We start from the raw sequence: 25431 nt of genomic DNA on the forward strand, positions 1-25431 counted from the left end.
AGCTAATTATTTTATCCAATGACAGTGCCGTCCAGCCGCACGGGCTGGTCGTCGTCCCCGTCGATGCAGTCGTGCAGGGTAGCGGGTGGGTAAATGCTCTTCAATTTCCCAAAAACCGCCACCAGCCGCGCGTGCGCCCACAGGTACTCCCGTAGCGGCCGGTAGTAGGTCACGAGGGTAGCCATGATGTCAGCCGCCACGGCGGGGGTATTCAGAAAAAGTAGCGTCGTTTTCAACGCGTCGATCGTGGCCTCGGCCAAAGTGGTGAGGGTAGTTTGCCAGTCGGCTTCGGTAGGTACCTGCGGGGTACTTTCCAGCTGCGGCCGCAGGCGGTCGCCCCAGGTAGTCAGTAGTACTTCCCATTCGGCGCAGCCCACCGCCAGGCCGTGCTTGTCCGAAAGCAGCCGGGTTAACTGTTGCTCCAGGGTAGGTACTTCGGGGCTTAAGAGTACCTGTGTGCGGAGCCATTCGTCCCAGGCCTGGTGGAAGGCATTCATCTGAAAGCACAGCGCTTTATCGTCTTTTACGGACTCGGTATCCGTAGCCAGGGCCGCGCAGGTACTTTCGGTAAAGTAGCCAGCCAGGAAATTTTTCAGCGCCGTAAAGGCCGTTGGTTTCAGCTGGGGGTTACAGCTAAGGTGCGGCTTCACATGGTCATCAAAGAGTTTTTTCTTCTCGGCGTTGGTCAGGGGCGTAAAGCCATGTTGGTAGAGTGCCTCGGCGTAGGCCTGGTTGTAGCGGTCTATGATCTGCCGGGCGCAGCTGCGCAACGCCGCGCAGATCGTCATTTTTTCTTCTTCGGAAGTACCTAGCGACTCGGCGTGAGTTTCCAGGATATGTAGTACTTTACAATAAAGACCCTCCTCGCCTTCTCCTTCATAAATGGCGTTGCCGATCCAGCACACTTTCACCAGCAGGTGCGCGGGCGCTTCGGCGCGAATGAGCCGCTCGGCGTAGCGGCGGAAGTGCAGATTCTGAAAGCGCGGCAGCCAGCCGGGCATCACCAGCGTCAGCCGGAAGGAGTACGGATCGGTGTCGGTGCAGGTGTTGCAGTCGGGCGTCAGGCACACGGGTAGGGTCGGCTGGCCGTAGAAGCGGGGCAGCAGCAGCAGGTGCTCTACGACAAAGAAGCGCTCCGCCGCCGCTACCTCTTGCGCCCAGGCCAGCAGCGCGTCGCGGGCGGCTTCGGCCGTGGCCTGGTCGGGGTAGGGCTCACTGACGGCCACCGCCGTACCTACGTTGTTTTTAAGGAAAAAGTACCATAAAGTACCCTGCTGAAGTACCTCGTACTGCGCCGCTTCCGTCACAAAGGCAATCACCGTGTCGCTCCAGGCGTAGGCGGCTTGCGTGGCTTCGTGACGGAGGGGGTACTTTATTTCGGTCGTATTGCGGAGCAGCACCCGCTGGGCGCCGTCGCGCAAAAGTACCTCGGCAATGGTATTGGGGCCGTCGGTTTTCAGGGTAATCGAAACATAATTTCGCAGAGTTTCCAGCCCTAATCGATGCGCCACGCGCTGTTTCAGGCCCGATACGTTGTGCAGGCCCGTCACCAGAAGCTCGTCGCGGTAGTTGAAGGCACGCGCGCGTTGCTGGCTGGTGCGGGGGTAGTTTTTCAGGAAATGAATCTTGTCCCGGATCAGCCGCTGAAGTACCTTGGGTTGGGCCGCGTAGCCCGCCGGACTTTCTTCCTCCGACGAAGAAAGCAGCAGCGGGTAGTCGTCAAAACTTTCTCCGAAGCGGGCCAGGAGGTGGTCCAGAAAGGTACTTCGGCGGCGCAGAAAGGCGCCGGGGGTTTCCAGTAACGCGTCCAGCTCGGCTTGCCCAAAAGCCGGATCGACGTACAGCTCATAGCTCGGATCGCTATCCACGTGCGCGGCGGCCAGCGTTTCCTTATCAATAAATGATCCGAACACGCTACGGCCTACGTTTTCGTCCAGCGAAAAAAGCTGAGGTGCCTGGTTCAGCTGGCGGAAGCCATTGGCCAGGAGTTGTTCAAAAGGCAACAGGTAGGCTTTCAGCTGCTTGGCCTGGGCGCGGCGCTGGGCCGTGGCTTCGCGCGGCAGCCCTTCGTAGCTCACGCCGTAGTTGAGCGGGAGCTGTAACTGCACGGGGTAGTAGTCGTCCAACGCGCGCGGCTGGCCCGTCGGCAGGGGCAGGTCGTTTTCGTGGATTGTCAACTTGTGGCTCTCAGAGGTACTTCGGAGCTGCTGGAGTGTGGCCGCTACTTCATCCGGATTGGCCGGTAAAAAGGGTAGTTCGTTCTTAAAAAATAGGAGCTTGGAGCGCTGGATGTACAGCCGGGGCCGGTGGCGGGACGTGATCTCCAGCCGCCAGGGCTGGCTGGGTAGCTGGGGCTGGCCCTGGGGATTATAGCGGGTCATGACAAGATGTTGCACCGCCAGTACGCCTTCGATGTCCATGAGGCGGTTCAGGATGTCGGAGGTACGGAGGTCTTTCCGGAGCTCGGAGGCGTGGAGTTCTTCTTCCAGCAAAAATCCGTGGCGCAGGAACGGCCCGTTGAACAGCACCTCACTGGGGACCCCCCGTTCTTGCATTTCGCGCAGCGTATAAAACCGCACGGGTGGGTTGAAGTACTGCTCGATCTCGAAGTAAATCCGGGCCTGTACTTGCTCGATGTCGGCCTCGGGCGTCAGGATCACGTCGGCACACACGGCCACGTCTTCAACGCCTACTTCCTGGTACTGACAAAAATCTTCCGAAAGGTTGCGGTGCTGGTCCAGCAGCCGACGGGTACTTTGAAGTACCGCCCGTATGTGCCGAAGCTTGAGCCGGTACGTTTGCAGGGGGCCTTCCGCATTGGTCAATAAATCCGTCAGGTCCGCCAGGCTAAGTACCTCCGCGTGGCTTCCCTGCCTCAGAAATACCGCCAGGGGTGTCGTGAACGCCAGCTCCTGGCCGTTACCGAGCGTTACTTTCCAGCGGACGCTAAGGGTACTTCGGAGGGCTTTTTTAAGCTCGGCGCTGGAGGTAATGGGTAGGTTGTTTTGGTTAAATAGCTCCACCACTACGCTCGCGAGAGGTACTTCGCCGAGCCAGTCGACGTAGGCCGGGACGTGCAGCCACCCGGCCACCTGGCTCCAGCTGGGAAAACGGACTTCCACCTCGGCTTCACGCCGGGGCGTACCAAAAAAGAGCTGGCGAAGTACCTTGCCGTCGTGCAGGCTGCCCAGCGCGGAGTCGGTCTCAAATTCCAGCAGCACGTCGTAGGTACCTTTGGGCACTACGGCCTCCTGGCTGGTGGGGGTGTAGCCGAGCTGTCCTTGCGCACAGTGGGGATACAGGGGTACTTCGCAGGCGCATTCACGCGGCAGCAGCCAGGCGTTACGAATACCGGGCTGGTCCATCAGGAGCCGCCGGTAGTCGTTCAGCGTGATGGGCAGCGTCGTCAGGATTTCGGCGGCGGTAAAAAATGCCTGGTCGCGGGCGCCCGAGCGCAGGGGCTCGGCTAGCAGGTCGGTGGTGGGGAAGCCAATCCGGTAGCCGAGTTCGGTCTGCGCAAAACAAAGGTTCTCGTGCAGCGTTATGCCCGGATCATGCAGGTTGTAGTCCGTCCAGCGCTCATGTCCCATCTGCTCGATGAATTCGAGTCCCTTCTGCCGAAGAAACAGGTAGTCTTCGGAAGGTTTCAGCGCAGGCGTCTTTTCAATGGACCCGTTTTTCATAAGCCGTGGCACGGACGTCCCGTCCGTCGTTATAGAAAATAGAAACTGAAATTTTTTAATACATCAGCAAAGCTTAGGGTACTTACCCACACCCGCACGACGCTCCCACTTCCGGCTGTACGGATTCATTGATGAGTTCAATATCATGCTCCGTCGCCGACACCAGCACGGAGATGCCCCGGGTCGCGACGGCCGTTTCGACGCTCTCGTCCAGCCCGTCTTGGCGGTGGAGTAGCAGTACGTCGGTGAGGTAGTCTACGTAGGGGCGCTCTTCCATGAAATTAATAAGGACCGACTTCTCCACCCGTCCCCCAAAGACCAGCTCCCGTTCCGCCGCAAACGCCCAGGGAGACAAAAACTGCGTGATTTCGCGTTGCAATAAAGTGCGGTAAAACGACGCGTCGAAGCCGGGATAAAAGGCTACGCGGCACACCACCTTCACGGGCTCAAAAAGCGGATTACGAACGTGGAGCTTCACAAAGGGCGAGGTACGCTGTATCAAAAAAAGCTGAATTTCTTCCAGTAAATCCACCGGCGTATAGGGCTCCAGCGGATTGCGGAGGTTGCTTTGGCGTAGGTTGGGCACGGTCACGACCGTGACGTGTCCGGCGGCGAGTTCGCTGTATACGGGGCCGTTACTGCCGTTTTCGTAGCGGGTGTGGTTGAGGCACTTGACCTTATGAATACCGGGGAAGGCTTCCAGCACCAGGCGCTCGTAGTCATAGACCGTCACGGCCCGGTCCTTGTGCCGCAATCGCTCACTCACGCGGGTGTAGAAGTGGGCAGGTACCTCCGCGCCGCGCCCCCCCACCGATTCGTAGGGCTGCTCCACCTGCTTGATCGCCGACTGGGCTTGTTCCAGCTTCGCTACCGTACCGGCGGGTAGTGGTTTTTCCAGGAAATCGGGATGCGTCTCTGCCTCCACCAGCGTAGCCGACCCCGCTTGCGCGTGTACACCCACCAGCTTACCCACGGCCTCGCTGCCCTTCGTCACGGTGGCCCTCAGCCAGTACTTGCCCGCTGGCATGAGGGAAGACTGGGTCGTAGCCGGGGCGGGCAGCCTAAACGCAACGACCCCCGAGCGCGTGAGCTGTCGGCTGCGGTCCACCACGGCTTCTTGGGCGAAAGGTACCCAGCCCTGGGCGGAGAGGTAGCTCCAGTGCAGGTGGCGCTCGGGCTTGTAAGTTTGGGGATCGGCGGTGCCTTCTTCTACCTGAAACAAAACATGCAGGATGCCCGGCACCACCATACCTTCGATACCCAGGTAGCATTCGGCTTCGTGCTCTACTTCGCCCGCAAAGATGGCCTCGTCATCGCCCGCCACCGCGTCCCAAACGGATGCTTCCGCGTTCGTGAGCCGGAAGTACGGGTCGGTGTCGTTGCTGTGCCGGAAGGTAGGTACCAACGGTACCTGCCCGCCCGTTGGGCTCAGGACGCCCCAGGGGTATACCAGGTAAAACCGGGACGAGGTACTTTCCGGCACCGAAGAATTACTCGTAAAGGCGAGCGTCGTGCGGGCCTCGTAGTCGAGCGTCAGCGCGGCGGCGGTGGGTGGTAGCGGCGGACTGGGCGGCGTGGCGGGTGGGGCTTGGGTAAGCTGGGTGGTGAGGTTTTTCAGGTAGGTATTGTAGCTCGTCATAAAACTACCGCCGTACTGCGACCGCAAGTACCCCTGCGTTTGGTGTACGTCAAAAGGGACGTTGGGGCCGGCCTGAGCGGGGGTACTTTGGGCTTCGGTCAGCGTTATTTTTCCCGCGTTGACCGCCGCATCTTTCCACTTTCCCTGCTCAAGTACCTGGTAGCTGGGGGTAGTAGACGCGGCCTTCCAGGTCCAGCGGGGCGTAATAATGGCCTGCTTTTGAAATACCTCCCGACTACCGATGATGAACCCGTCGCCACCGCGCGGCATGGCACCAAAGGGCAGAAAAGGCTTGGACGCATCCAGCGTGCCGTAGTCGTTTTGGAGATACAAATCCCGCAATCCCAGTACCTTGACGTCCAGCGTCAGCGCTTGAATAGCAGTACGGAAAAGTGATTCGTAGACAAAGGCTTCGCCGGGGACGTGTTTCAGCCGCAGGTACAGGATCGGGTGCGGACTGTCGTACGAGCCGCCGTGGACTTTGGTGTTGTAAGGTACGATGGCCGGTACTTTTTCATCGAGTTCTAAGCTAAAGGTCAGCTCCGTACCGCTCCAGGTGGCTTGGCTCAGTGGCTGCACGTGCCAGCCTTTGGCGGTGGTGAGTAGTGCCTCCACATGGAGCTGAGGGTTGAGCGGCAAGGTACCGGGAGCCGTGGTCGTGAAACGCAGCGTTAGGGTACGGCTGCCCTCGCGCAGGTAGAGGTAGTGCGAGGCCACGGCCAGGCCCAGCTCGGCGGGCGGCATGGCCACGCCCGTGAGTCGGCCTTTGAGGTACTTTTTTGGGGCAAAGGGCGGCACCGGAGTGTCGGCGGTGGGTTGTAGGGTACTTGCAAACAGCCGGTTGGCGTAGACGGTGGCGTCGGTACTTTCTTTTAAAGCATCATCCGTCGGTGTGCCCCGGTAAAGGCAGTACAGATCAGTGACTTGGGCTTGGTTTACCACTACGTCTTCGTCCAACGCGTAATGGACCTGCCGCCCCCGGGCATCTTTTCCGGCTTTGAGCAAAGTACCCTTTTTCACCAACTCGCCCTCGGCTAAACGCGTCAACTCAAAAATCACGTGGACGCGGTTGGGCTCCGGTGGCCGCTCTGAGAGCTGTAAAATGCCGCGGTAGTACAGGTCGAGGTGGCGGCCCGTGATTTCGTTGAGGTGATCGCGCGAGTACTGAAACAGGCGCAAAAAGGCCAGCAGTAGTGTGAGGTGGGGCGGGTGATTACTTTGGGTAAGTGCCTGCCGGAGTTGAAGCTGGCAATCGGCCACTACCTGCGCAAACGCCTGGATGAATTGGTAGATGAGCTCGGTGAGGAAGTTGTGCCCGGCGGCGCGCTGAATCTGCTCGGCGGGGGTACCTGTGCCATAGAGGGAGGCGTCGGGCGCTACGTTGCCCAGCCAGGGCACGGCCCGGTGCGGCGCGGGCCCGTATGGGGGTACTTCGTCGAGCTCTACGTCGGTAGCCCACTCGGCAGTGAGGGTACTTTGGGAAAGATAGTCGGATGCTTTTCCGACCTTTTCGCCCCAAAGTACCTCCGTGGGCGCGGCGGCGCTTTCATCGAGCAATGCCAGGTCCTGGGCGGCTCGGTAATAGGCAATGAGGCGCTTGTAGTAAGGGGCCAACCGTACCAGCCGATTTTGCAGAGCCAGACGGGAAGGGTGCGTCAGCGGGAGACGACGGCTAAAGGTATCCACCTGCTTGGCCCAGTGGGCCAGGTACCCAAACAAACGGCTTAGAAGTATCTTGCGTGGAGCATCGGTCAGGTCGTTTTGCTTCAGTTCGGCCAGAATTTCGACCAGTACCCGCCGAAAGGCATCCGGCGACTGCGTGGCCCCCAGCGCCAGAAGCACGGTTGGATTCTCGGCGTAAAAAGGCTGCCAGTTAGCGCCTTCGGGGTAGTGGTTGTGTACGTCGTAATAGCGAAGGTGCCGGGTAAATTCCCGCACAAAAACCAGGTCGTCGGCCAGAGAGCGCCCGTCCACCGGGGCCGACTCGGGCCGGAGCGCGGCCAGCATCCGGCGCGCCTGGTCGGTGCCTTCGCGGTGCGGGCGGTGCGGGTCAAGGAGCGGCGGACAAGGCTGGGGACTCATAGCGAATGATCGGTTGGGGGTACTTGGGTCAAAAGCTGAATGAGCTCGGTACCTTCGCGGACGTAAAACGGGTAGACGAAGTTGAAGCGGGAGTTGGTACCCTTGATGGTATAATCTACCTGCACAAGTACCTTCCCTTCCCGGGGGTTGGACTCGATCAGGAGGTTATCTAGCTTGATGCGCGACTCAAAGTACAGAATGGCCGTTTCGATTTTATCCTTCATGTGCGTCAGAAAAGTCGTGTCCAGCGGCTCGAAGAGCAGCTCCTGTACGTTGCAGCCGTAGCGCGGCTGCATGATCCGTTCGCCGGTGAGGGTGGTGAGCAGGATATGCAGGCTGGCGTCGATGTCGGCGGCCTGCTCGGTCATGTGCACGCCCACCACCGGCTCGAAAGTTGGCGGGAAGCTCCAGCCCCGGCCTATAAAATCGTCGTAAGGTACTTGCGTTGGGTCCATACGTTAGGCCGGTTTAGTTGATCATCACGGTACCTCCCTTGACGGTCGTCATGCCGTTACCAGCAGTCAGCTCGCAGCCGCTTCCGCCGTCGGCCCGGAAGCCCGCCGTGGCTTTGGCTTCAATGTTCAGAGCCTCTAGCTGGGTACTTTGAGCAGCTTTCAGTGTTAGATTTTGGGTGCTTTCGAGCGCAATGCCGCGGCTATTCATGCTGAACTTGTTGCCGTGTTGGTCTGCGAGAAAAATGCCTTCCTCTGCTTCGGAGAGCAAAAGTTTGTTGCCCGCGGGCGTTTCCAGGGTGATCGTTTTTTGCTCGTCGTCGAAAACAAGCTTCAGCTTACTCCGCGACACGTAGCCTTTCTCGGGATTCTTTTTTTGCGTCTCAAAGGGAGCCGGGCGTTTGCTGCTGTGGCACATGCCCAGCAGCACGGGGTAGTTGGCTTCCTGCTGCAGAAAACCCACCACTACCTCATCACCAAGCTCGGGCCGGAAGAATGTTCCCCGCGCGGGGCCAGCGTCCAGCGCCGCTACCCGCGCCCATACACCTTCGTTGTTGGGATGAATGGTCGGAAGCCTTACCCGCACCCGGTGCTCACGTTGCGGGTCTTTTTCGATTTGCGTCACCACACCTACGTGCAGGCCCAGCCGCGACTCGAGCCGGGGCGGGGCCAGAAGCGGCTCCTCGGGCCAGCCGAGCTGCGCGTCGGTTTCCCAGTTGCCGTTGGCCAGGTGGTGCCGTACGCCCGTTACGTAGGCCTTGCCCGCAAAGCGGGTACCTACGCCGCCCAGCGTCAGGATGGCATCGGGCCGGATGGCCACGTTGCCCTGGCAGCGCACGCGGCCCTGCATCCGCGCCAGCCGGGCTCTGAGGAGCTCCGTGTCGGCGGTTTTTTGTAAGGTGGCGTCCGTAAGAGGAGCGCTGTACTGTTGGTGGTTAGTTTGTCCCAAGGCCTTGGCCAGGTCGGTAGCCGGCACGTTGCCATACAGGTCGAGGGTGGGTTCCTCGGCTTCGACCCCGGAAAGTACCTGCGCGGCGGGGTCCCAGGCGCTACGTTTGAGCGAAGTAGGCTGGCGACGGGCGTCAAGGTCGGCGTCCAGCTCCAGGAGCGACGAGCCAAAGACGACATCCAGAGCGGGGGCCTGGGCCGGATCGGGTATTTTGGCCGTTACTTTTCCGTTTTCGACTACCAGAACAAGCCCGCTGGCCGCCGCCCGTTCCCGCACAAAATCCCAGTCGGAGGTTTCAAACTGGACCAGGCTTTCGTGTTTTTCGACGGTGGACGCTACGTCGGCGGGTAGTTTGTGGAGGTCTGTAAGTACCTCTTCCAGCACGGTGCGGTCGGTGCAGTCGTGAAAGTACCGGCTGTTTTTGGCTACGGTTAGCTTGATGGCTTGGTCGTAGCAATCTACCTGTAGGAAAGATGCATCGCGCCGGATCTTGATGCCGTGTTTAACCACCAATCCTTTAAAAAGTACCTCTTCCTGGCTCCGGTAGCCCGCCCGGATCTCGATCGTTTTGCCCGGAATGAATTCGTCCGTATCGCTGATCGGGAAGGTCTCGGCGGCGGCGTCACCGTCTTTGAAAAGCAGCGTAGCCTTCGGAATGCGGTTCAGCTCCTTCCAGACCGTAATGGACAGCACGTGGTAGGTGCGCGATACTTCCTTCCCTTCCGAGAGGATCGTGAAGGTGCACACGTCGGGCGTGGCGGGGGTAGGAACGGTGCGGCGGTTGCTCACGGGTTGGTTTTGTCCAGGGGTGGAAAAAGCAGGCGGCTGCCGGTGGCGATGCGCCGGAAGTTGGTGAGGTCGTTGGCGCGGGCTACCTGCAGGTAGTAGCGCGGATCTTCGTAGATCTGAAAGCACAGGTACGAAAGGTGCTCCCCCGCCCCCACAATGCGCTCGTGGGTGAGGTCAGGCGACTTAGGGTCTTCTTTCGCCACCCGCAGATTTTCCTCGATACTCCCTTTAAAGGTCGTTTTGGCCACGGCCCGGATGGGCGTACCGTCGGGCTTGAAGAGCTTAAAGGTAATGTTCAGTTCCGTCAGGCGGCCTTTGAACACCGTCACGCCCCACACGAGCTTGAAGTGGCGCGGCTGGTGAATCTCGCCGTCGTAGTCGACCAGGAGCTGCTTGAACGTTTTCAGGTCTTCCCAAATGTCTTTCTTGGGCTGGCCGTCGATGATGCCGGTGTTGTCAAACAGAAACTCGAAGCTAAATTCCTCGGGCTTGGTCATCTTAAATTTCTGCTGGCTGCTGCTGGTACCTTGGCCCTGCCCGTCCTGGTACTCGATCTTGTAGTTGAGCTGGTAGCTTTCGGGATTCATCAACGCCCGAAATTCCCCCACCTTCGAGCCGTCGCTGAGGTCGGGGTTGCGGTAGGCGAAAATGAGCATTTTTTCGAGTTTGCCGTTTTCCATCGCTAGGGTTCCCGTTGGCTTTTAAGAATAGAAAGTACCTGCTCTACGCATTCGGCTACCAGGCGTTCCCTGTCTTCGGGCGGGGCGGAGGTACCTGGAGTGAGACTGCCGCCAGAAGTACCCTGGGCGGCTTCCAGCGCGTTGACGCTCACTTTGATGTGCAGCTCACGGATGAGTACGGGCATGGCTATTTCAGGGAAAAGTACTTGTACTTGAGCTCAATGCTTTCCACCACGATGGCGTTCGACTCGGCATTCAGGTCCGAAACTGACCATTTTTTGGGGTACGCCCCTACTACGTTCCAGGTCTTGAGGGGCTCGTGCTTTTCGTCCAGGAGCTTGATGACGAGATCCGTCAGGGTAAATTCCCGGTCTCGGAAGGCCTTCAGGCACCAGTCGTACACGTCGGAGTCTTTGGTCAGAAACCCTCGCTTCAGCACCAGGTCGGCAAACTTGGTCCGGACGGGGAGTACGTGCTCGAAGCGGTTTTCGCCGCCTTCTTTGAACGTCTCGGTTTCGTATTCCATCGACAGCCCGGCCACCGACTGGAAGCGCGTGTCGTTCTCGGCGCGCGAGATGCTAAACTCGACCAGGAAATGAAATCCCGCGGGCGGATAGTAGCCAGCCATAGCGTTGACGCGTTCAGGGTAGTTTTATTTGACCAAACTCAGCCCCTCATGGGCTATTTCCAGGGTTTCGATGGCTACCTCGTTGCCGTCGGCCTTGAGGTCGCTGGCCTGCACTTTGGTGGGGAAGGCTTGCAGGGCTTTCCAGGTAAAGACGGGCTCGTGCTTTTCATTGAGGAGCTTGATGGTGATGTCGCGGCGGTCAACGTTGCCGAGCTTATCTACGGTTTTGAGCCAGTCATAGAAGTCGGTCTGGCCCTGGAAAGTACCCCGCTTCATGGTGATGTTGCTGTACTTTTGCAGGCCGGGCATTTTGATTTTGGAAAAAACACGACTACTACCCTCGCGGTACTCGATGACCTCGGCCTGCTTGTCGAGGCCCGTCACTTCGGTGAAGCCGATGCGGGTACCTCCCCAGTCTACCTCGAAGTGGAATTTCGGAAGCGGATATTCTGCCATAGTTGGGTCTGGTTGAAAATGGATGGTTGAAACGGGTTAGCGGAAGGTACTTTATGCTTCGGGGAGCTTGTGTGAGAAGCGTAGCACGATAAACTCCGCCGGGCGGTTGGCGGCCACGCCGATCTCGACGATCATGCGGCCTTCCAGGATGTCCAGGGCGGTCATGGTTTTGTTCAGGCCCACGAGTACGTAAAAAGCCTGGTCGGGATTGGCCCCGAAAAGGGCACCCTGCCGCCAGAGCGTGGTGAGGAAATTCTCGATCATGGCCTGTACTTTTACCCAGGTGTTGGGGTCATTAGGCTCAAAGACAAAGGGCTCCGTGGCTTTCTTACACGACTCCTCGATCATGTTGAAGAGCCGCCGCACGTTCACGTAGCGCCACTCGTTGTCGTTTCCGGCCAGCGTACGGGCTCCGTACACCAGTACCCCCTTGCCGGGGTAGGAACGCACCACGTTGACGGATTTCCCCGTGGCCGAATCGACGTTGCACTCACCGTGCTGATCGTGCGTGAGCAGCGCCAAAGGCGCTTTTACGTTGGCCAGACTTTCGTTGGCGGGTGCTTTCCAGACGCCCCGGGTACGGTCTACGCGGGCGTAGATACCCGCCACAGCGCCCGAGGGCGGAATGAGGAAGGAGCGGTCGCGGAGGTAGGTCAGCACGTTGTTGAGGACGGGGATGCGGCGGAGCACCTCTATTTCCAGGGCAGTCTCCCGGACGTTGATCTCGGCCACCAGCGCGTTGATGGCCCCGATGATCCCTCCAAAGAGCTGATCGGCACTTTTATCGGTGAGCGCACGCAGGTTGGCGATGGTCTTGGTGTCTTTGGTAGCGGCATTGTCGCCTCCCGCAATGTTGGTGAGGGCGTAGCCCGTTTTGTCGGCGGCGGCGTTGGCTTCCAGGCGGGTTTTAATGTCCGCGTAGTTCCAGGTACGGCCATTGGCCGAAAAGAGGGTACCTAGGGACGTTTTTACCACAGTGGTATCCTGGGTGAGCTGGTCCAGGTTGTTGAGCGGCACGAGGTAGGTGTCCAGAAAAGTGGGCGTCAGGATGGCCGTGCGGAGCTTATCCAGGATCGGATCTTTCACCGTGGCGGTATCCTTGGCTACCTGGTCGAGGAATTTATGCGTGATTTCGAATAGAAAATCCAGGAGCTCGGTGTACTTAGCTACCACGTCGGCCAACGATTGCGCCGTGTCAAGGGCCGCCCGACGGGCGCGGTAGAGGGTTTCCAGCGAGGAGTTGTCGCCCAGGTAGGTACTTAGCTTGGCCTCCAGCGCGGCCTGGCTGTCCACCACGTTGTTGAGGGCTTCGTAGGCAGCTACCGCGTCGGCATCGCCGCCGGTGAAGGCTGTGCTGTCCCACGCTACGGGTACCCCTACTTTCGTTATTTTTCCCTTAATGTCCCGGTAGTGGAAGCTGCGCGGCAGGTTGACGCTCAGGTAAGGGTAGTAGGCCGCGCCAAACTGGAGGTTGGCCATGCCAATGTTTTGCCGAAAGGCGTCGATGTCAGCTTTGACGAATTTATCCAGCGTCAGGTTGGTCATTCTTACGTCGGCGATCAGGAAGCGATCCTTGTACTTTTCGGCCTGCGCCAGCGCCGATTTGTACAAATCGCCCTGCTTGTCGACGGGCAGGCGTACGGCGTCGGGCAGCACCATCAGCGTAGGCTCGTCTTCTCGCTCCAGCTCGTCGATACCCGCTTGCATGGGGGCGTCGCTCACGGCTCCGTCGGCGGCGTAAGTACCCGTAGACACGATGTAGCATTTGCCGCCGCCGTTGCGGAAGTACAGCCGGAGGCTATCATAAAGGTAGTAGTTGGCGGCGATGTCGGCCGTCTTGACGGCGTTGTTGGCGTCGAGATCTACGACGTTGATCCTGACCGGCGGCGCGCCGCCAAAAATTTCTTCGTATTCCACCAGCGACTCGATCCGGACGGCCTTGCCGGTCAGGTCACGGCCTTGGTACAGAATCTCCTGCGTGTAGCCAATAAAAGCCGGGATGGCCGTCTCGACGGCCGCAACCGAGGGCGGAAACTTCGGTACTTCGTCGATATACACACCCGGGGTTCGGAGCTGAAGTAAATCAAGCATGATAGTAAGTAGGTTTGGGTGAAAAGTCAGGATTTTTAGCGTTGGCCCAAATGCAGCCGGAAGGTAGGCGAGGTGAGTTCGTGGTTGTGCAAGAGCCGGTAGGTAGTTCCCAGCGAAGCGCTGACCGTGATCGTGAGTAGGCCCCAGTAGGTACCTGCGGAATCGTCTTCGGTCAGGGGTTCGGCGTCGGCGGTGGTGACGTAGTCGGCGGCGGGTACTTCCACCCAGCGCAGGCCGGGCGGCGTGGTTGCGTAGTCGGGCTGCGCCAGCTGTACCTTCGTTCCTTTCTTGACAATCTCGCCCGGCTGGTAGGTACCTGCATTACTGAAAGTGGGTAGCGATAGGCTCAACGCGCCGGTGGTCAGGCCCGCGGTTTTGGCTTTGCTGTTGCCGAAGCGGTACTTATGGGTGTGGGAGGTACTTAGGGCCGTGCGACTGGCCGCTAGCGCCGACGCGAACTTCAGCCGAAAGGACAGGAGTTGGTCGGTCAGGTCGAACCAGGGTTTGGAAGTACCCGGCTGTACCTGCGCCAGGATGCCAAATCCCGAGGCAAGGTACTTGAGCCGGAGGCGATTCCGGCGCATAAGTACCTCGGTGGACGTAGTAGGCTCTATGCGTAGCCAGTCGGCGGTGCGGTCGGTGGGGCCGGCGAAGCCGCTGTGCGTGATCTGCATCTGGCAGAGCAGGGCGTAGCGCTCAGTTACCGCTTCCATAGGTCGTGAGGGGTTGGTAGTGTCGCTGAATTTCTTCAATCACGCCGCCGCCTTCGTACTGCGGTGGTACGTGCCGCAGTTCCAGCAGGCGCATCAGGTACAGCACCGAGGGGTACTGCTTGCCGCCCAAAGTACCCCAGAGGTGGTTGAGCTCCTCGAAGCTGGGCGAATAGAGCTCCATGATGAGCTTGAATTCCTCCAGGCGGTCGTAGGCCGGTACGCCCGTTACGGCGGCCAGATTGACGGTATCGTGCGTAAAAACGGAGCGAAACTGAAAAAAACGAATGATGCGTGAGATCTCGGACAGGGCCTTGTCGTAGGTACCTGACGTGGCCGAGAAGAGCAGGAAGCTATTGAGAAAAATGGGCGGATTGAAGTACTCGGTGCGCAGGCTGGCCTCGTTGACGCGGAAGTGCGGCGTGTTTTTAAGGGTTTTTTCCTCGCGCATATTCACCACCGTGGCGATGATCTTGTTTTGGAGCTCGGGCTTCACGGTGCCGCCGTTTCCTTCCAGCAGCGCAATGTTGCCCAACTCCACCTGGTCCTCGCCCGTGGGCGGGCTCGACGTCAGCGGGTCAGTCAGGACGTTTTCAAAGTGCGCGTTCAGCTCGTGCACGATGATTTTCACCGCGTGGAGGATCATACTTCGTCTCGTTGAAAAGGTTTAGGAACCGGCCACGAATTGCCTTTTTTCAAGCGCAAACTACCTTGTATTACTACGTCACCGCTTAGCCCCCAATCAGGACCGTTGGCAGCCCCGCCGCAATCACCCCACCGTGGGCCGTGCTGTCGCCCTGCCGGGCCGCGGGCCTGCCTCCCAGCAGCACCGATGACGAGCCCGCCACCACCGCGTCGGGCGGGCCAGCACACAGGCAGGTACTTCCGACTACCGCCGCGGGCATACCCCCGATCAGCACCCTGGGTTCGCCCTGCACCAGCGGTCCACCCACGTGAGGGGTACCTCCGGGCGTCAGCTGCGGGCAGGCGTGGAAATCGCCCAGACGGGCCGCTGGTTTGCTCATGGCTACTGGCGTTGGTTAAGGTGGATACAAAGTTAAAGTGCTTGATAACAAAAAAGTTAGAGTAGGATTACTCGAATCGTAGCGTAAAAAAACGGGATTTAATGAAGCGGAATGCGTATTTTCAGCCCGCAATAATTCGCTATGAAAAACAGCCTACTGGTCTTCCTTCTTCTTTGGCTTTTCGCGAGCCCTGCCTCGGCGCAATTCGCCGATAGTCTTCGTGTTCCGGCTTTTCGTGTACAGCCGCTGATCGTACCCGCCACCCTGGCGGTGGGTAGTTTGGTGGTACAGGGGAAAATCAGCCGACAGCTCCAGCAGCAGGTCGCGCGCCAGTACCCCGGCTACCGTACCTCGGCCGACGCCTACCTGCAGTACGGGCCGCTGGCGGTGAGCCTGGGGCTGGGGGCTGCCGGGGTGAAGGGCCGCTACCCGTTTCGGGAGCAGGTGCTGCTGGCGGTGCTGTCCAATGTCGCGGCGCTGGGCGTTACGTATGCCATTAAACAAATCGCCCGGTACCCCCGGCCCGACGGCTCCGGCTACGACGCCTTTCCGTCGGGGCACGCTACGCGCGCCTTTACGGCAGCCACGCTGCTGCACAAGGAGTACGGCCCGCGGAGCGCGTGGTACAGCGTGGGCGGCTACGGCGTAGCCACCGCTACGGGTACTTTGCGCGTCCTCGAAAACCAACACTGGCTCTCTGACGTGCTGGCGGGGGCAGCCGTGGGCATCGGTGCCACGGAAGTAGTGTACATGGGGTACCCGTGGGTAAAAGAGAAGCTAAAAAAGAAGAAACGTTAGTGCTCGGTGGGGTACTTGAAAGGTACCTTGGCCTATTTATTTTTTTTCCAGGCTGCTGACATAGGGTTGTCACGCGCGGATAGGTACTTTGTGCTATTCTAGAACCAAACCAGGCCCTGCCCATGAAACCCAGCAAGCTCCGAACGGTGATTTACGCCGCCCCCGATATTCAACAAACCCGCGACTGGTACGCGCAGGCTTTCGAGCAGGCACCCTACTTCGACGAGCCGTTCTACGTCGGCTTCGACATCCACGGCTACGAGATGGGGCTTGATCCGGACATGGCGGTGCCTACGGGTAGTTCGTCGGTAGCCTACTGGGAGGTGGACGACGTCCGGACGGCCTTCGCGCAGCTGCTGGCGCTGGGTGCCACCGAAGACGAGGGCATCCGCGACGTGGGCGGCGGGATTGAGCTGGGGGTAGTCAAAGACCCTTTTGGCAATAGGATTGGCGTTATTCAAATGGGAAAACAAGAACACGCATGAAACTAAACGCCGGGATCGTTACGCCGAGGCTCCAGGAGTCGAAGCGCTTTTATACGGAGGTACTTGGCTTTGGGGTTACGTTTGAAAATGATTTTTACCTCCTGCTTCACACGCCCAACCACCAGGCCGAGCTCAGCTTTCTCCTGCCCGACCACCCCACGCAGGCGGCGGTTTTTCAGGTACCTTTTGCGGGCCAGGGCATGTACCTGACTATAGAAGTGGAGGATGTCGAGAAAGAGTACGAGCGCATCCAGGCGCTCCAGGTACCCATCGAGGTACCTTTGCGCACCGAGCCCTGGGGCGATCGCCACTTTGCCCTCCTAGACCCCAACGGCGTCGGGATCGACATCGTTACCTACACGCCACCCGCCTAGCAAAGTACCCATGAGCTACTGTAATTACATCCAGCAAAACGCCACCCTCGACGGCGACTACCTGCTGCACAAAAAGTACCACGACGAGCAGTACGGCTTCCCCATCGAGGACGACAACGAGCTCTTCGGCAGGTTGCTGCTGGAGATCAACCAGGCTGGGCTCAGCTGGACGCTCATGCTGCGCAAGCAGGAGCATTTTCGCCGGGCCTACGACGGCTTCGCGATTGAGAAAGTAGCGCAGTACGGTGAGGCGGACGTAGCACGACTGCTGGCCGACGCGGGCATTGTCCGAAACCGGCTCAAAGTCAACGCCGCCATCACCAACGCCCGGCGCATCCTGGAGCTGCAAGCCGAGTACGGCTCGTTCAAAAACTGGCTCGACGCGCAGCACCCGCTTACCAAGGAGGGCTGGGTGCGGCTCTTCAAGAAAAACTTTCGCTTTGTGGGCGGCGAGATCGTCAACGAATTCCTGATGAGTACGGGCTACCTGCCCGGTGCCCACGCGCCCGACTGCCCCATTTACACGGTTTTGGCAAAATAAAAAGCAGGTACCTTACACAACGTAGTAGTTATAGTAAGGTACCTGCTAGGGTACTTTAGCCACTAGTAATCCGCCCTATATATTCCCTTCTCCTGCCAGGAGAAGGGTCAGGGATGAGGTTACCTACTTAATCTCGAAGCTAGCCAGGCTCACAAACTCAAGTACCCGCTCCCGGATCTCGTCGTCGGTGAGGTTCACGATGCGTTCCGTGCCGAATTTCTCCACGCAGAACGACGCCATCGCCGAGCCGTAGATGATAGCCCGCTTCATGTTATCGAAGGAAATGTCGTCGGTGCTGGCCAGGTACCCTATAAAGCCCCCCGCGAAGGTATCGCCCGCGCCGGTAGGGTCGAAAACTTCTTCCAGCGGCAGCGCCGGGGCGAAGAAAATCCGCTCGCCCTGGAAGAGCAGCGCGCCGTGCTCGCCTTTCTTAATGATGAGCGTCTTGGGGCCCATCCCCATGATCTTGGCCGCCGCCCGGCGGAGCGAGTACTCCTGCGACAGCTGGCGCGCCTCTTCGTCGTTGATGGTGAGGACGTCTACCAGCGGCAGCAGCGCCATCAGGTCATCCAGGGCGATGTCCATCCAGAGGTTCATGGTGTCGAGCATCACGAGCTTGGGGCGCTGCGCCAGGCGCTCAAGCACCTGTTTCTGAATGGCCGGGGCGGTGTTGCCCAGCATCAGGTACTGGCAGGCTTGGTAGGCTTCGGGGATGACGGGGTCAAACTCGCCCATCACGTTCAGCTGCACATCCACCGTATCGCGGGTGTTCATGTCGGTATGGTACTTGCCCGACCAGAAAAACGTCTTGCCGTCGGCCTTGATCTGTAGCCCTTCGGTATCGACGCCGCGCGTTTCGAGCAGGTCGATCATATCCTGCGGAAAATCCCCGCCCACGACGGCCACCAGGTTGTTTTGTTCGGTAAAATAGGAGGCCGCCAGCGTGATGTACGTAGCGGCTCCGCCGATGATTTTGTCGGTTTTGCCAAACGGTGTTTCGAGGGCGTCGAACGCCACAGATCCTACGGTAAGTAAACTCATAACCCCTTGATAAGTACCCCCGGCTGGGGGTTTTTTGGTTTTGGTGAATGGTAAAAATAAAAAATCAAAAGTACCCTGGGTACTTGTATGTATGAAATGGAAACGCCGCGTAAAGTACCTCGGCCGCTACATCACCGGATGCCGCTCAAACGCCTGCGCCGGATCGAAAAGGTACCTATAGGTGATGTGGGTTTTGTGGGCCACGCCGCCGAGCATCTTGGCAAAGTTCAGCATCTTCGGGTTGAAATCGCCGATCCAGTTGAGCTCCAGGTGCTTGTACTGGTAGCCGGGCCGCCAGGCTACCTTGGAGTACGCCATCGCGATGGCCGACTCCACGCCCCGCTTCTGAAACTCAGGCACTACCCCAAAGATCACCCCGAAGGCGCGCTCGTTGGTTTTGCGGAGCTTGTGGTACAAAAACTTGAGCTTGCCCAGCCAGTCGAGCTTCCCGTTGACGTACTTAAAGATCTGGTTCATTTCGGGGAGCATCACAAAAAAAGCAATGGGCTCGCCCTCAAAGTACCCAAACCACACCAGCTCCTCTTCCAGAATGGGCTTCATGCGCTTCATGATGGCGTTGGCCTGCTCGACGGTCATGTCGCTGGTACCCAGGTTGGCCGCCCAGGCCTTGTTGTAGATGGTCCGGAAGTCTTCGGCAAACTGAGGTAGCTGCTCTTTTTGGATATGTTTGAACTCGAAGCCCGGCGTGGCGTAGATTTTCTCGGCCCGCGCAAATACCGCCGGGTGCAGCAGCGGGCGCACTACTTGCTCCTGCATGGGCAGGTAAAAAGTATACTGCTCAAAGTAGTTTTGAAAGCCGTAGGCCTCGAAGAAAGCCCGGTAGTAGGGCAGGTGGTAGTCCATGCCGTAGGTAGGTTCTTTGTCGTAGCCGTCTACCAGCAGGCCCCAGTGGCTGTCGCGCTCGCCGAAGTTGATGGGGCCGTCCATGGCCTCCATGCCTCGCTCGGCGAGCCAGTTTTTGCACTGATCAAACAGCAGAAAGGCCACCCGCTCATCGTTGGCGCACTCAAAAAAACCCAGGCCGCCGGTAGGCTGGCGGTTGCCCTTTTTGGTAGTCTTTGGGTTAATAAAAGCCGCCACCCGGCCCACGGTTTGGCCACTTTTGTCCACGGCCAGCCAGCGGGCACATTCGCCGTCCCGAAAGTACTTGTTTTTGCTCGGATCAAAGATGGCGTCGATGTCTTTGTCCAGCGGGCGTATCCAGTAGGGGTTGTTTCGATAAATCCGAACCGGAAGCCGAATGAACTCGCTACGCAGAAAAGCATCAGTACCTACCTCTACAATTTCCATAAAAAAAAGACAAGCCAACAAAAATCCCCGAGCGGGATAACCGCCGCGAATATAGCGAAAACCGACGAATCGGGTGGGGCCCGGCGAGCTTAGGTACTTTTTTTGGCAATCTATCGTGGACAAATGCTTAATTTTGGGGGTTGCAAGCGGATGACAAGTTCTATGAAATACACAGGTACCTTTGAGGATTACTTAGCGGACGCCTCGAAAGAGTTGACAATGGCCCGGTTGGCGCTGGAAACGGGAAAACTGCAGGCTACGGTCGGTCGGTGCTACGACGCTTGTTCCAACGGAGTGAGGGCTTTGCTCCAAACCGAGAACCTGTACGCCCGCACCAACCTGCGCGCCAATGCCCTCTTTGCCCAGCATTTTATCCGGACGGGCCGCATCCCGACGCACTTTGCCGCCTACCTGCGCGACTTGTTTGAGGAGCGGCAAAACGCCGCCTCGGACTTTGACGAAAACTACACCCTGTCCGACGCCCAGCAGTTTATCCGCACGTCGGAGGAGTTTCTGACCTACATCAGGTCCAATTTTGGCTAGCCGGGGTAGCTGGTGGCCGTAGGTACTTTTAGAGGTACTTTGTTTTTTGTAAAAAAAGGCATTTAATATCCTTGTTAATAAGTTATTACAAACGGAATTAGTATAAAAAATCAGAAGAAGTACCCTCTAACATGATTCAGCAGCCGCTCAAATTATACAATACGCTTAGCCGCCAAAAAGACCTTTTTGAGCCCCTTTCGTCCCCGCACGTGGGCATGTACGTCTGCGGACCGACGGTTTATAACTACGTGCATTTGGGCAACGTACGTACCTTCCTGACCTTCGACACCCTCTACAGGTACCTCACGCACCTGGGCTATAAAGTACGGTACGTGCGCAACATCACCGATGTGGGCCACCTCGTGGGCGACGGCGACGAGGGCGAAGACAAGATCGGGCGGATGGCCAAGCTCGAGCAGCTGGAGCCGATGGAGATTGTGCAGCGCTACACTAACGATTTTCATGAGGTGATGGCCACCTTCAACATCCTGCCGCCCAGCATCGAGCCCACGGCTACGGGCCACCTCATCGAGCAGATCGAGGCCGTGCAGAAGCTCATCGAAAAGGACCTGGCCTACGAGTCGAACGGCTCGGTGTACTTTGACATCAGCGCCTACAACGAAGGCGGCCACGGCTACGGGAAGCTCTCGGGCCGGGTACTCGAAGACCTTCTCAACGAAACCCGCGAGCTCGACGGGCAGTCGGAAAAGCGCAACCCGCTCGACTTCGCCATCTGGAAAAACGCTTCCCCGGAGCACCTCATGCAGTGGAACTCCCCCTGGGGCAAGGGGTTTCCGGGCTGGCACCTCGAATGTACCTGCATGAGTACCAAGTACCTCGGGGCGCAGTTTGACATCCACGGCGGCGGCATGGACCTGAAGTTTCCCCACCACGAGTGCGAGATCGCGCAAGGTACCGGCCTGACGGGCCAGGAGCCGGTGCGCTACTGGATGCACTCCAACATGCTCACGGTGAACGGCCAGAAGATGTCGAAGTCGTTGGGGAATTCGTTTCTGCCGAGCGAGCTTTTTGCGGGTACCCACCCGCTGCTGGAGCGGGCCTTTAGCCCCATGACGGTGCGCTTCTTCATGCTGCAAAGCCAGTACCGAAGTACCCTGGATTTTTCCAATGAAGCTTTAAAAGCCGCTCAAAAGGGCTACAAGCGGCTGGTCAATGGCTACCGCATCCTGCGCGAGCTCGAGTACCCCGCCGAGCCGGAAGCGGTGGACGTAGACGAGAAAAAGAAAGCCGACGTAGAGCAGTCGATCCGGGGCTTCTACGACGCCATGAACGACGACCTCAATACGGCGGTGGCCATTGCGCAGCTCTTTAATCTGGTCAAGTACGTCAACATGATCTACCTGGGGCAGCTTCCGGCGGCGGCGCTGGGGGCGGAGACCTTCCAGCTCCTGAAAGAAAAGTTTGCGGTGTTTTTTGAAGAGGTACTTGGCTTGCAGGAAGAAAAAACGGTGGGTGATGCCGTGCTACGCGGAATGCTCAAGCTTTACCGGGGCCATAAGGCGTTGCAGGAGTACGATAAAGTAGACGAGATTCGTTCGTACTTCAAAGAGCAGGGGCTGGTGATCCGGGACATGAAGCACCGCATCGACTGGGCCTACGAAGAGTAAACAGGTACTTTGTCAATCATAAATCAATACTATGCGAAATCGTACCACGAGCATTGCGCGAATTCTGCTGGGAATATTGGTGCTGGCCGGCCTGGCGTACGTAGCGTACCCGCTCCTGACCGACCGCCCCAAAAGCCGCCCGGAGCCCGCCGTGTCAACGGGTACTTCGGGCGCGGAAAGTAGCAGCACGCCGGTCTTTACCAAAGAAGGCGAAGTGACGTTTGTGAGCGCAGGGAAAAAGATCCTGACCATCGACGTTGAGATCGCCGAAAACGAAGCCGAACGCGCTAAAGGACTCATGTACCGGCCTTACCTACCCGACTCCGTGGGGATGCTCTTTGTGTTTGAACGCGCCGACCCACATTCGTTTTGGATGAAAAATACGGCCATGCCGCTGGACATCATCTACGTAGGGGCCGATAAAAAAATTATTTCCATTCAAAAAAATACCACACCCTATTCGGAGCAAAGCCTGCCTTCTTTCGGCGACGCGCAGTACGTCGTGGAAGTGAACGCTGGCTTCACCGACCGCCAGGGCATCAAAGTGGGCGATTCCATTCTATTCTAGTTCTTTTTTATGAAGCATCCACTACTGATCTTTTTTGTGTGCCTGGGTCTTTTCTGCGCCTGCCGAACCAACCAGTCTTCCGAGGGTGACGAGCAAAGTACCGTCAGCACCTTGCCCGTACCTACCTTCAACGCCGACTCAGCCTACCAGTTTGTACAGACGCAGGTGGACTTTGGTCCCCGGGTGCCCAATACCGCCGCCCACCGACAAGCGGGCGACTACCTGGTGGCTACGCTGAAAAAGTACGGCCTCACGGTGATCGAGCAGCCCTTTACGGCCATTACCTACAACGGCAAAAAACTCGCCGCCCGCAACATCATCGGGAGCTACCGCCCGCAGGCAGCCAAGCGCATCATGCTGGCTTCGCACTGGGACTCCCGCCCCTTTGCCGACGAAGATTCTACGGCCAGCCTCCAGGCCCAGCCAGTACCCGCGGCCAACGACGGTGCCAGTGGTGTAGGGGTACTTTTGGAGCTGGCCAGGGTACTTAGCCAGGATAGTACCCAGCCCGAAATTGGGGTGGACATCGTATTCTTCGACGCCGAGGATTGGGGCAATTCGCGGGAGGCCAACGATCCCCTCGGGGGCTTTTGCCTGGGCTCGCAGCACTGGGCGGCCAACAAGCACCTGCCCAACTACACCGCTTACTTTGGCGTGCTGCTGGATATGGTGGGGGCCAAAGGAGCTACTTTCCCCAAAGAAGGGCACTCCATGCAGTACGCGGCCGACGTCGTCCGGACGGTCTGGAATACTGCCAGCGCGCTGGGGTACAGCCAGTACTTCGTGGACCAGCTGGGCCCGGCGATCATCGACGACCACCTACCGGTAAACCAAACGGCCAAATTTCCGATGATCGACATCATGCACCTCAAGCTCAACGACCTAAACCGTACTTTCTTTGACCACTGGCATACTACCCACGATACCATGGAGCACATAGACCCCGCTACGCTAAAGGCCGTGGGGCAAACGCTGCTGCAGGTAATTTATCAGGAAGCGCAGCCGCTTCAATAAGGGTACTTTGCCGCTATACGAACCTGCTCATGAAAAAATTAGTGCTCATACTAGGTACCTGGCTGCTGCTGGGCTGCTCCTCACCCCCCGAAAAGCTGGGGCGGCTGGACTTGCCCAAGTGGCGGCAGGACCGCGGGGCCTGCCAAGGTACCCGAACTACCCAAGTGGACGATCTGAAAGCGGAGCAAGAGCAGCTACTGGGGAAGTTTGCCAATGAGGTAGGCGTGCTCTTGGGTCGGCCGGATATTCACCAGCTAGGCGGACGCAACCAAAAGTACTACGTGTATTTTCTGGAAAAGGGCGTTCATTGCGACGACATCACCAAGCCCTCGGAGGCCCTAAAAGTGATCATGCGCTTCAATGCCGTGGGGCTACTGGCCGAAATCACCTACCAGAAGGAGCCGCTTACTCAGATGTAAAATTTCTTCCGTACAATCATCTCCTCCACCGCGTCAGGTACCAGGTACCGAATGGAGCGGCCCGCCCGGATCGCCTCCCGAATATAAGTAGCCGAAATATCCAGCAGGGGAGCGGGTACCATCCGAACCGCCGGATGGCTGCCAAAGGCATGAGCGGCGGCGCTGGGACGAGGGTACACGTACAAGCCCACGTATTCCAGAATCTTGTCGTGGTTTTTCCAGTTGGGGAATTGTGCCAGATTGTCTTCACCCATGATAAGCCGAAAGGTATGCTGGGGGAATTTTTCCTGAATCCGGATCAGCGTATCTATAGTATAGCTGGGGCGGGGCATGTGAAACTCCAGATCGGTGGCTTTCAGGAGAGAATTGTCGGCAATGGCGCGCTCCACCAGGTCGAAGCGGTCAAACTCGTGCAGCAGGCTTTTGTTTTTCTTGAAAGGGTTTTGCGGGCTCACAACCAGCCACACCTGTTCCAGGTCGGTGGCGGTAGCCATGGTGTTGGCGATGATCAGATGCCCTACGTGGATGGGATTGAATGATCCGAAAAAAAGTCCGATTTTCATAGGCCACAGGTCGCTTTTCTCCGGGGGTACCTAAAGGTACCTATACGCAATTGAGAGGCCATGCTACAAGGTACTTGGGGCCGAACCAGGGTGGATGAATTCCAGCAGTAGCTTTTCCGCTTTGATAAGCGTTTCGTCCAGGTTGTCGTTGACGAGTATTTGGTCAAACTCGTGCTGGAAGCTTAGCTCGTAGCGTACTTTGGCAAGCCGCGTGGCCAGGGTTTCTTCGGTTTCGGTGCCCCGGGCGTTAAGCCGCCGTTTGATTTCTTCTTCGGAGGATACTTTCACGAAAATGGCCAGGGCTTTATCGCCATAGGCTTCTTTGAGCTTGAGGCCACCTTTTACGTCTACGTCAAAAAGTACGTGCTTGCCTTCCTGCCAGAGGCGCTCGATCTCGGCCTTGAGCGTGCCGTAGTAGTTGCCGGCGTATACTTCCTCCCACTCGGCAAATTCCTGCTGGGCAATGCGTTGGCGGAATTCGGCTACTGAAAGGAAATAATAATCACGTCCGTTGATTTCGTAGTCGCGGCGGGGGCGGGTACAGGCAGATACCGAAAATGCGAGCTGATGGGGGTACTTGGCTAATAGGTGCCTAACGATGGTAGTTTTGCCTGAGCCGGAGGGAGCCGAAAATATAAGGAGCTTACCTTCTAGCATTCTGAGTAGTTAGGCGTTGAGTTTCGCCTTGATGGTGGCGACTAGGTTTTGCGGGCAGGGCCGACGCTCCACTTTGCTGTGAAGAGACTCCTTAATACATTTTTCCAGCTGGTAAGTTTGGATGCAGGGCATGCATAAGTCCATGTTCTGCCGGAAGTGCTCTTTTTCTCCTTCGGAAGCTTCGCCGTCGAGGATCGCCTGGATCATTTTCATACATTCGGCATGATGCTCGCAGTGGTGCTTCATAGGCTGCTCTTGCTTCTCTCCGGCAGCGGAAGTCGGATTCGATGGTGCATTCATCACTC

General features: G+C 58.2%; 26 protein-coding genes. 9 read left to right on the forward strand and 17 right to left on the reverse strand.

The genetic code is table 11. The features are described 5' to 3' along the window. Positions 1-11 precede the first annotated feature (11 nt). The 12 genes from HNQ92_RS01505 to HNQ92_RS01560 form a co-directional block, all read right to left on the reverse strand. Positions 12-3683 (reverse strand): hypothetical protein, encoded by a 3672-nt coding sequence (locus HNQ92_RS01505; RefSeq protein WP_184169859.1) that lies wholly within the window; start codon positions 3681-3683, stop codon positions 12-14. An 82-nt stretch (positions 3684-3765) separates the two neighbouring features. Beyond that, entirely contained in the window at positions 3766-7404 is a 3639-nt protein-coding gene (locus HNQ92_RS01510) for a baseplate J/gp47 family protein (RefSeq protein WP_184169862.1), read from the reverse strand. Continuing rightward, on the reverse strand, positions 7401-7859 hold the full coding sequence (locus HNQ92_RS01515) for a GPW/gp25 family protein (RefSeq protein WP_184169865.1): 459 nt from the start codon (positions 7857-7859) through the stop codon (positions 7401-7403). Before HNQ92_RS01515 ends, HNQ92_RS01510 begins: the two co-directional genes overlap by 4 nt. Positions 7860-7872: 13 nt before the next feature. After that, on the reverse strand, positions 7873-9594 hold the full coding sequence (vgrG, locus tag HNQ92_RS01520; protein ID WP_184169868.1) for a type VI secretion system tip protein VgrG: 1722 nt from the start codon (positions 9592-9594) through the stop codon (positions 7873-7875). Continuing rightward, positions 9591-10274: a CIS tube protein gene (locus HNQ92_RS01525; protein WP_184169871.1), complete on the reverse strand. Its 684-nt coding sequence runs from the start codon at positions 10272-10274 to the stop codon at positions 9591-9593. Before HNQ92_RS01525 ends, vgrG begins: the two co-directional genes overlap by 4 nt. A 2-nt stretch (positions 10275-10276) precedes the next feature. After that, positions 10277-10459: a DUF5908 family protein gene (locus tag HNQ92_RS01530; protein WP_184169873.1), complete on the reverse strand. Its 183-nt coding sequence runs from the start codon at positions 10457-10459 to the stop codon at positions 10277-10279. 2 nt (positions 10460-10461) lie between these two features. Beyond that, complete coding sequence (locus HNQ92_RS01535) at positions 10462-10902, reverse strand: phage tail protein (RefSeq protein ID WP_184169875.1); 441 nt, start codon at positions 10900-10902, stop codon at positions 10462-10464. Positions 10903-10926: 24 nt separating this feature from the next. After that, positions 10927-11358: a phage tail protein gene (locus HNQ92_RS01540; protein ID WP_184169879.1), complete on the reverse strand. Its 432-nt coding sequence runs from the start codon at positions 11356-11358 to the stop codon at positions 10927-10929. Between the two features lie 51 nt (positions 11359-11409). After that, complete coding sequence (locus HNQ92_RS01545; RefSeq protein WP_246439434.1) at positions 11410-13449, reverse strand: phage tail sheath family protein; 2040 nt, start codon at positions 13447-13449, stop codon at positions 11410-11412. Between the two features lie 35 nt (positions 13450-13484). Continuing rightward, positions 13485-14162, reverse strand: coding sequence for a hypothetical protein (locus HNQ92_RS01550; RefSeq protein WP_184169882.1), 678 nt, complete (start codon positions 14160-14162; stop codon positions 13485-13487). Then, positions 14146-14805, reverse strand: a complete 660-nt coding sequence (locus HNQ92_RS01555) for a Pvc16 family protein (RefSeq protein WP_184169885.1) — start codon at positions 14803-14805, stop codon at positions 14146-14148. Before HNQ92_RS01555 ends, HNQ92_RS01550 begins: the two co-directional genes overlap by 17 nt. 85 nt (positions 14806-14890) lie before the next feature. Then, the gene (locus tag HNQ92_RS01560; protein WP_184169887.1) at positions 14891-15184 is read right to left on the reverse strand and encodes a PAAR domain-containing protein; all 294 of its coding nucleotides are present in this window, start codon (positions 15182-15184) and stop codon (positions 14891-14893) included. A 141-nt stretch (positions 15185-15325) separates the two neighbouring features. On the opposite strand from HNQ92_RS01560, the gene HNQ92_RS01565 reads away from it, so the two are divergent. From HNQ92_RS01565 to HNQ92_RS01580, 4 genes are all read left to right on the forward strand, one after another. Continuing rightward, positions 15326-15982 (forward strand): phosphatase PAP2 family protein, encoded by a 657-nt coding sequence (locus tag HNQ92_RS01565; RefSeq protein ID WP_184169890.1) that lies wholly within the window; start codon positions 15326-15328, stop codon positions 15980-15982. A gap of 122 nt (positions 15983-16104) precedes the next feature. Beyond that, positions 16105-16467 carry a VOC family protein gene (locus tag HNQ92_RS01570; RefSeq protein WP_184169893.1) on the forward strand — a complete coding sequence of 121 codons (363 nt, stop codon included), beginning with the start codon at positions 16105-16107 and terminating at the stop codon, positions 16465-16467. Beyond that, on the forward strand, positions 16464-16841 hold the full coding sequence (locus tag HNQ92_RS01575) for a VOC family protein (protein WP_184169895.1): 378 nt from the start codon (positions 16464-16466) through the stop codon (positions 16839-16841). Before HNQ92_RS01570 ends, HNQ92_RS01575 begins: the two co-directional genes overlap by 4 nt. A gap of 10 nt (positions 16842-16851) precedes the next feature. Then, on the forward strand, positions 16852-17382 hold the full coding sequence (locus tag HNQ92_RS01580) for a DNA-3-methyladenine glycosylase I (RefSeq protein WP_184169898.1): 531 nt from the start codon (positions 16852-16854) through the stop codon (positions 17380-17382). Between the two features lie 123 nt (positions 17383-17505). On the opposite strand, the gene HNQ92_RS01585 is transcribed toward HNQ92_RS01580, so the two are convergent. Beyond that, positions 17506-18423 carry a PfkB family carbohydrate kinase gene (locus tag HNQ92_RS01585; protein ID WP_184169901.1) on the reverse strand — a complete coding sequence of 306 codons (918 nt, stop codon included), beginning with the start codon at positions 18421-18423 and terminating at the stop codon, positions 17506-17508. Positions 18424-18549: 126 nt separating this feature from the next. After that, positions 18550-19734, reverse strand: a complete 1185-nt coding sequence (locus HNQ92_RS01590; RefSeq protein ID WP_184169904.1) for a hypothetical protein — start codon at positions 19732-19734, stop codon at positions 18550-18552. Positions 19735-19896: 162 nt separating this feature from the next. Between HNQ92_RS01590 and HNQ92_RS01595 the strand changes: the two genes are divergently transcribed. The 5 genes from HNQ92_RS01595 to HNQ92_RS01615 all read left to right on the forward strand — a co-directional run bounded on the left by HNQ92_RS01595 (position 19897) and on the right by HNQ92_RS01615 (position 23906). Beyond that, complete coding sequence (locus HNQ92_RS01595; RefSeq protein WP_184169907.1) at positions 19897-20277, forward strand: HEPN domain-containing protein; 381 nt, start codon at positions 19897-19899, stop codon at positions 20275-20277. 131 nt (positions 20278-20408) lie between these two features. Beyond that, on the forward strand, positions 20409-21905 hold the full coding sequence (gene cysS / locus HNQ92_RS01600) for a cysteine--tRNA ligase (RefSeq protein WP_184169911.1): 1497 nt from the start codon (positions 20409-20411) through the stop codon (positions 21903-21905). Positions 21906-21936: 31 nt separating this feature from the next. Then, positions 21937-22473 carry a DUF192 domain-containing protein gene (locus HNQ92_RS01605; RefSeq protein ID WP_184169915.1) on the forward strand — a complete coding sequence of 179 codons (537 nt, stop codon included), beginning with the start codon at positions 21937-21939 and terminating at the stop codon, positions 22471-22473. Between the two features lie 9 nt (positions 22474-22482). Then, a complete protein-coding gene (locus tag HNQ92_RS01610; protein ID WP_184169918.1) occupies positions 22483-23487 on the forward strand; it encodes a M28 family peptidase in 1005 nt (334 codons plus the stop codon). Positions 23488-23516: 29 nt separating this feature from the next. Continuing rightward, positions 23517-23906: a hypothetical protein gene (locus HNQ92_RS01615; RefSeq protein WP_246439438.1), complete on the forward strand. Its 390-nt coding sequence runs from the start codon at positions 23517-23519 to the stop codon at positions 23904-23906. Here HNQ92_RS01615 and nadD read toward each other — a convergent pair. The 3 genes from nadD to HNQ92_RS01630 form a co-directional block, all read right to left on the reverse strand. Next, a complete protein-coding gene (gene nadD / locus HNQ92_RS01620) occupies positions 23897-24469 on the reverse strand; it encodes a nicotinate (nicotinamide) nucleotide adenylyltransferase (RefSeq protein WP_184169921.1) in 573 nt (190 codons plus the stop codon). The two genes, HNQ92_RS01615 and nadD, sit on opposite strands and share 10 nt — an antisense overlap. A gap of 63 nt (positions 24470-24532) precedes the next feature. Further along, complete coding sequence (gene gmk / locus HNQ92_RS01625) at positions 24533-25126, reverse strand: guanylate kinase (protein WP_184169924.1); 594 nt, start codon at positions 25124-25126, stop codon at positions 24533-24535. Positions 25127-25135: 9 nt separating this feature from the next. Next, positions 25136-25333, reverse strand: a complete 198-nt coding sequence (locus HNQ92_RS01630) for a phosphohydrolase (protein ID WP_246439443.1) — start codon at positions 25331-25333, stop codon at positions 25136-25138. Positions 25334-25431: the final 98 nt, after the last annotated feature.

The sequence above is a fragment of the Rhabdobacter roseus genome (assembly GCF_014202275.1).
GTDB classification, from domain to species: Bacteria; Bacteroidota; Bacteroidia; order Cytophagales; family Spirosomataceae; genus Rhabdobacter; species Rhabdobacter roseus.

Bases quoted from the DNA above. Each gene is read 5' to 3' on its own strand.
- HNQ92_RS01505 (WP_184169859.1), bottom strand. From the start codon at position 3,683: ATGAAAAACGGGTCCATTGAAAAGACGCCTGCGCTGAAACCTTCCGAA.
- HNQ92_RS01510 (WP_184169862.1), bottom strand. From the start codon at position 7,404: ATGAGTCCCCAGCCTTGTCCGCCGCTCCTTGACCCGCACCGCCCGCAC.
- HNQ92_RS01515 (WP_184169865.1), bottom strand. From the start codon at position 7,859: ATGGACCCAACGCAAGTACCTTACGACGATTTTATAGGCCGGGGCTGG.
- HNQ92_RS01525 (WP_184169871.1), bottom strand. From the start codon at position 10,274: ATGGAAAACGGCAAACTCGAAAAAATGCTCATTTTCGCCTACCGCAAC.
- HNQ92_RS01530 (WP_184169873.1), bottom strand. From the start codon at position 10,459: ATGCCCGTACTCATCCGTGAGCTGCACATCAAAGTGAGCGTCAACGCG.
- HNQ92_RS01535 (WP_184169875.1), bottom strand. From the start codon at position 10,902: ATGGCTGGCTACTATCCGCCCGCGGGATTTCATTTCCTGGTCGAGTTT.
- HNQ92_RS01540 (WP_184169879.1), bottom strand. From the start codon at position 11,358: ATGGCAGAATATCCGCTTCCGAAATTCCACTTCGAGGTAGACTGGGGA.
- HNQ92_RS01545 (WP_246439434.1), bottom strand. From the start codon at position 13,449: ATGCTTGATTTACTTCAGCTCCGAACCCCGGGTGTGTATATCGACGAA.
- HNQ92_RS01550 (WP_184169882.1), bottom strand. From the start codon at position 14,162: ATGGAAGCGGTAACTGAGCGCTACGCCCTGCTCTGCCAGATGCAGATC.
- HNQ92_RS01555 (WP_184169885.1), bottom strand. From the start codon at position 14,805: ATGATCCTCCACGCGGTGAAAATCATCGTGCACGAGCTGAACGCGCAC.
- HNQ92_RS01560 (WP_184169887.1), bottom strand. From the start codon at position 15,184: ATGAGCAAACCAGCGGCCCGTCTGGGCGATTTCCACGCCTGCCCGCAG.
- HNQ92_RS01565 (WP_184169890.1), top strand. From the start codon at position 15,326: ATGAAAAACAGCCTACTGGTCTTCCTTCTTCTTTGGCTTTTCGCGAGC.
- HNQ92_RS01570 (WP_184169893.1), top strand. From the start codon at position 16,105: ATGAAACCCAGCAAGCTCCGAACGGTGATTTACGCCGCCCCCGATATT.
- HNQ92_RS01575 (WP_184169895.1), top strand. From the start codon at position 16,464: ATGAAACTAAACGCCGGGATCGTTACGCCGAGGCTCCAGGAGTCGAAG.
- HNQ92_RS01580 (WP_184169898.1), top strand. From the start codon at position 16,852: ATGAGCTACTGTAATTACATCCAGCAAAACGCCACCCTCGACGGCGAC.
- HNQ92_RS01585 (WP_184169901.1), bottom strand. From the start codon at position 18,423: ATGAGTTTACTTACCGTAGGATCTGTGGCGTTCGACGCCCTCGAAACA.
- HNQ92_RS01590 (WP_184169904.1), bottom strand. From the start codon at position 19,734: ATGGAAATTGTAGAGGTAGGTACTGATGCTTTTCTGCGTAGCGAGTTC.
- HNQ92_RS01595 (WP_184169907.1), top strand. From the start codon at position 19,897: ATGAAATACACAGGTACCTTTGAGGATTACTTAGCGGACGCCTCGAAA.
- cysS (WP_184169911.1), top strand. From the start codon at position 20,409: ATGATTCAGCAGCCGCTCAAATTATACAATACGCTTAGCCGCCAAAAA.
- HNQ92_RS01605 (WP_184169915.1), top strand. From the start codon at position 21,937: ATGCGAAATCGTACCACGAGCATTGCGCGAATTCTGCTGGGAATATTG.
- HNQ92_RS01610 (WP_184169918.1), top strand. From the start codon at position 22,483: ATGAAGCATCCACTACTGATCTTTTTTGTGTGCCTGGGTCTTTTCTGC.
- HNQ92_RS01615 (WP_246439438.1), top strand. From the start codon at position 23,517: ATGAAAAAATTAGTGCTCATACTAGGTACCTGGCTGCTGCTGGGCTGC.
- nadD (WP_184169921.1), bottom strand. From the start codon at position 24,469: ATGAAAATCGGACTTTTTTTCGGATCATTCAATCCCATCCACGTAGGG.
- gmk (WP_184169924.1), bottom strand. From the start codon at position 25,126: ATGCTAGAAGGTAAGCTCCTTATATTTTCGGCTCCCTCCGGCTCAGGC.
- HNQ92_RS01630 (WP_246439443.1), bottom strand. From the start codon at position 25,333: ATGATCCAGGCGATCCTCGACGGCGAAGCTTCCGAAGGAGAAAAAGAG.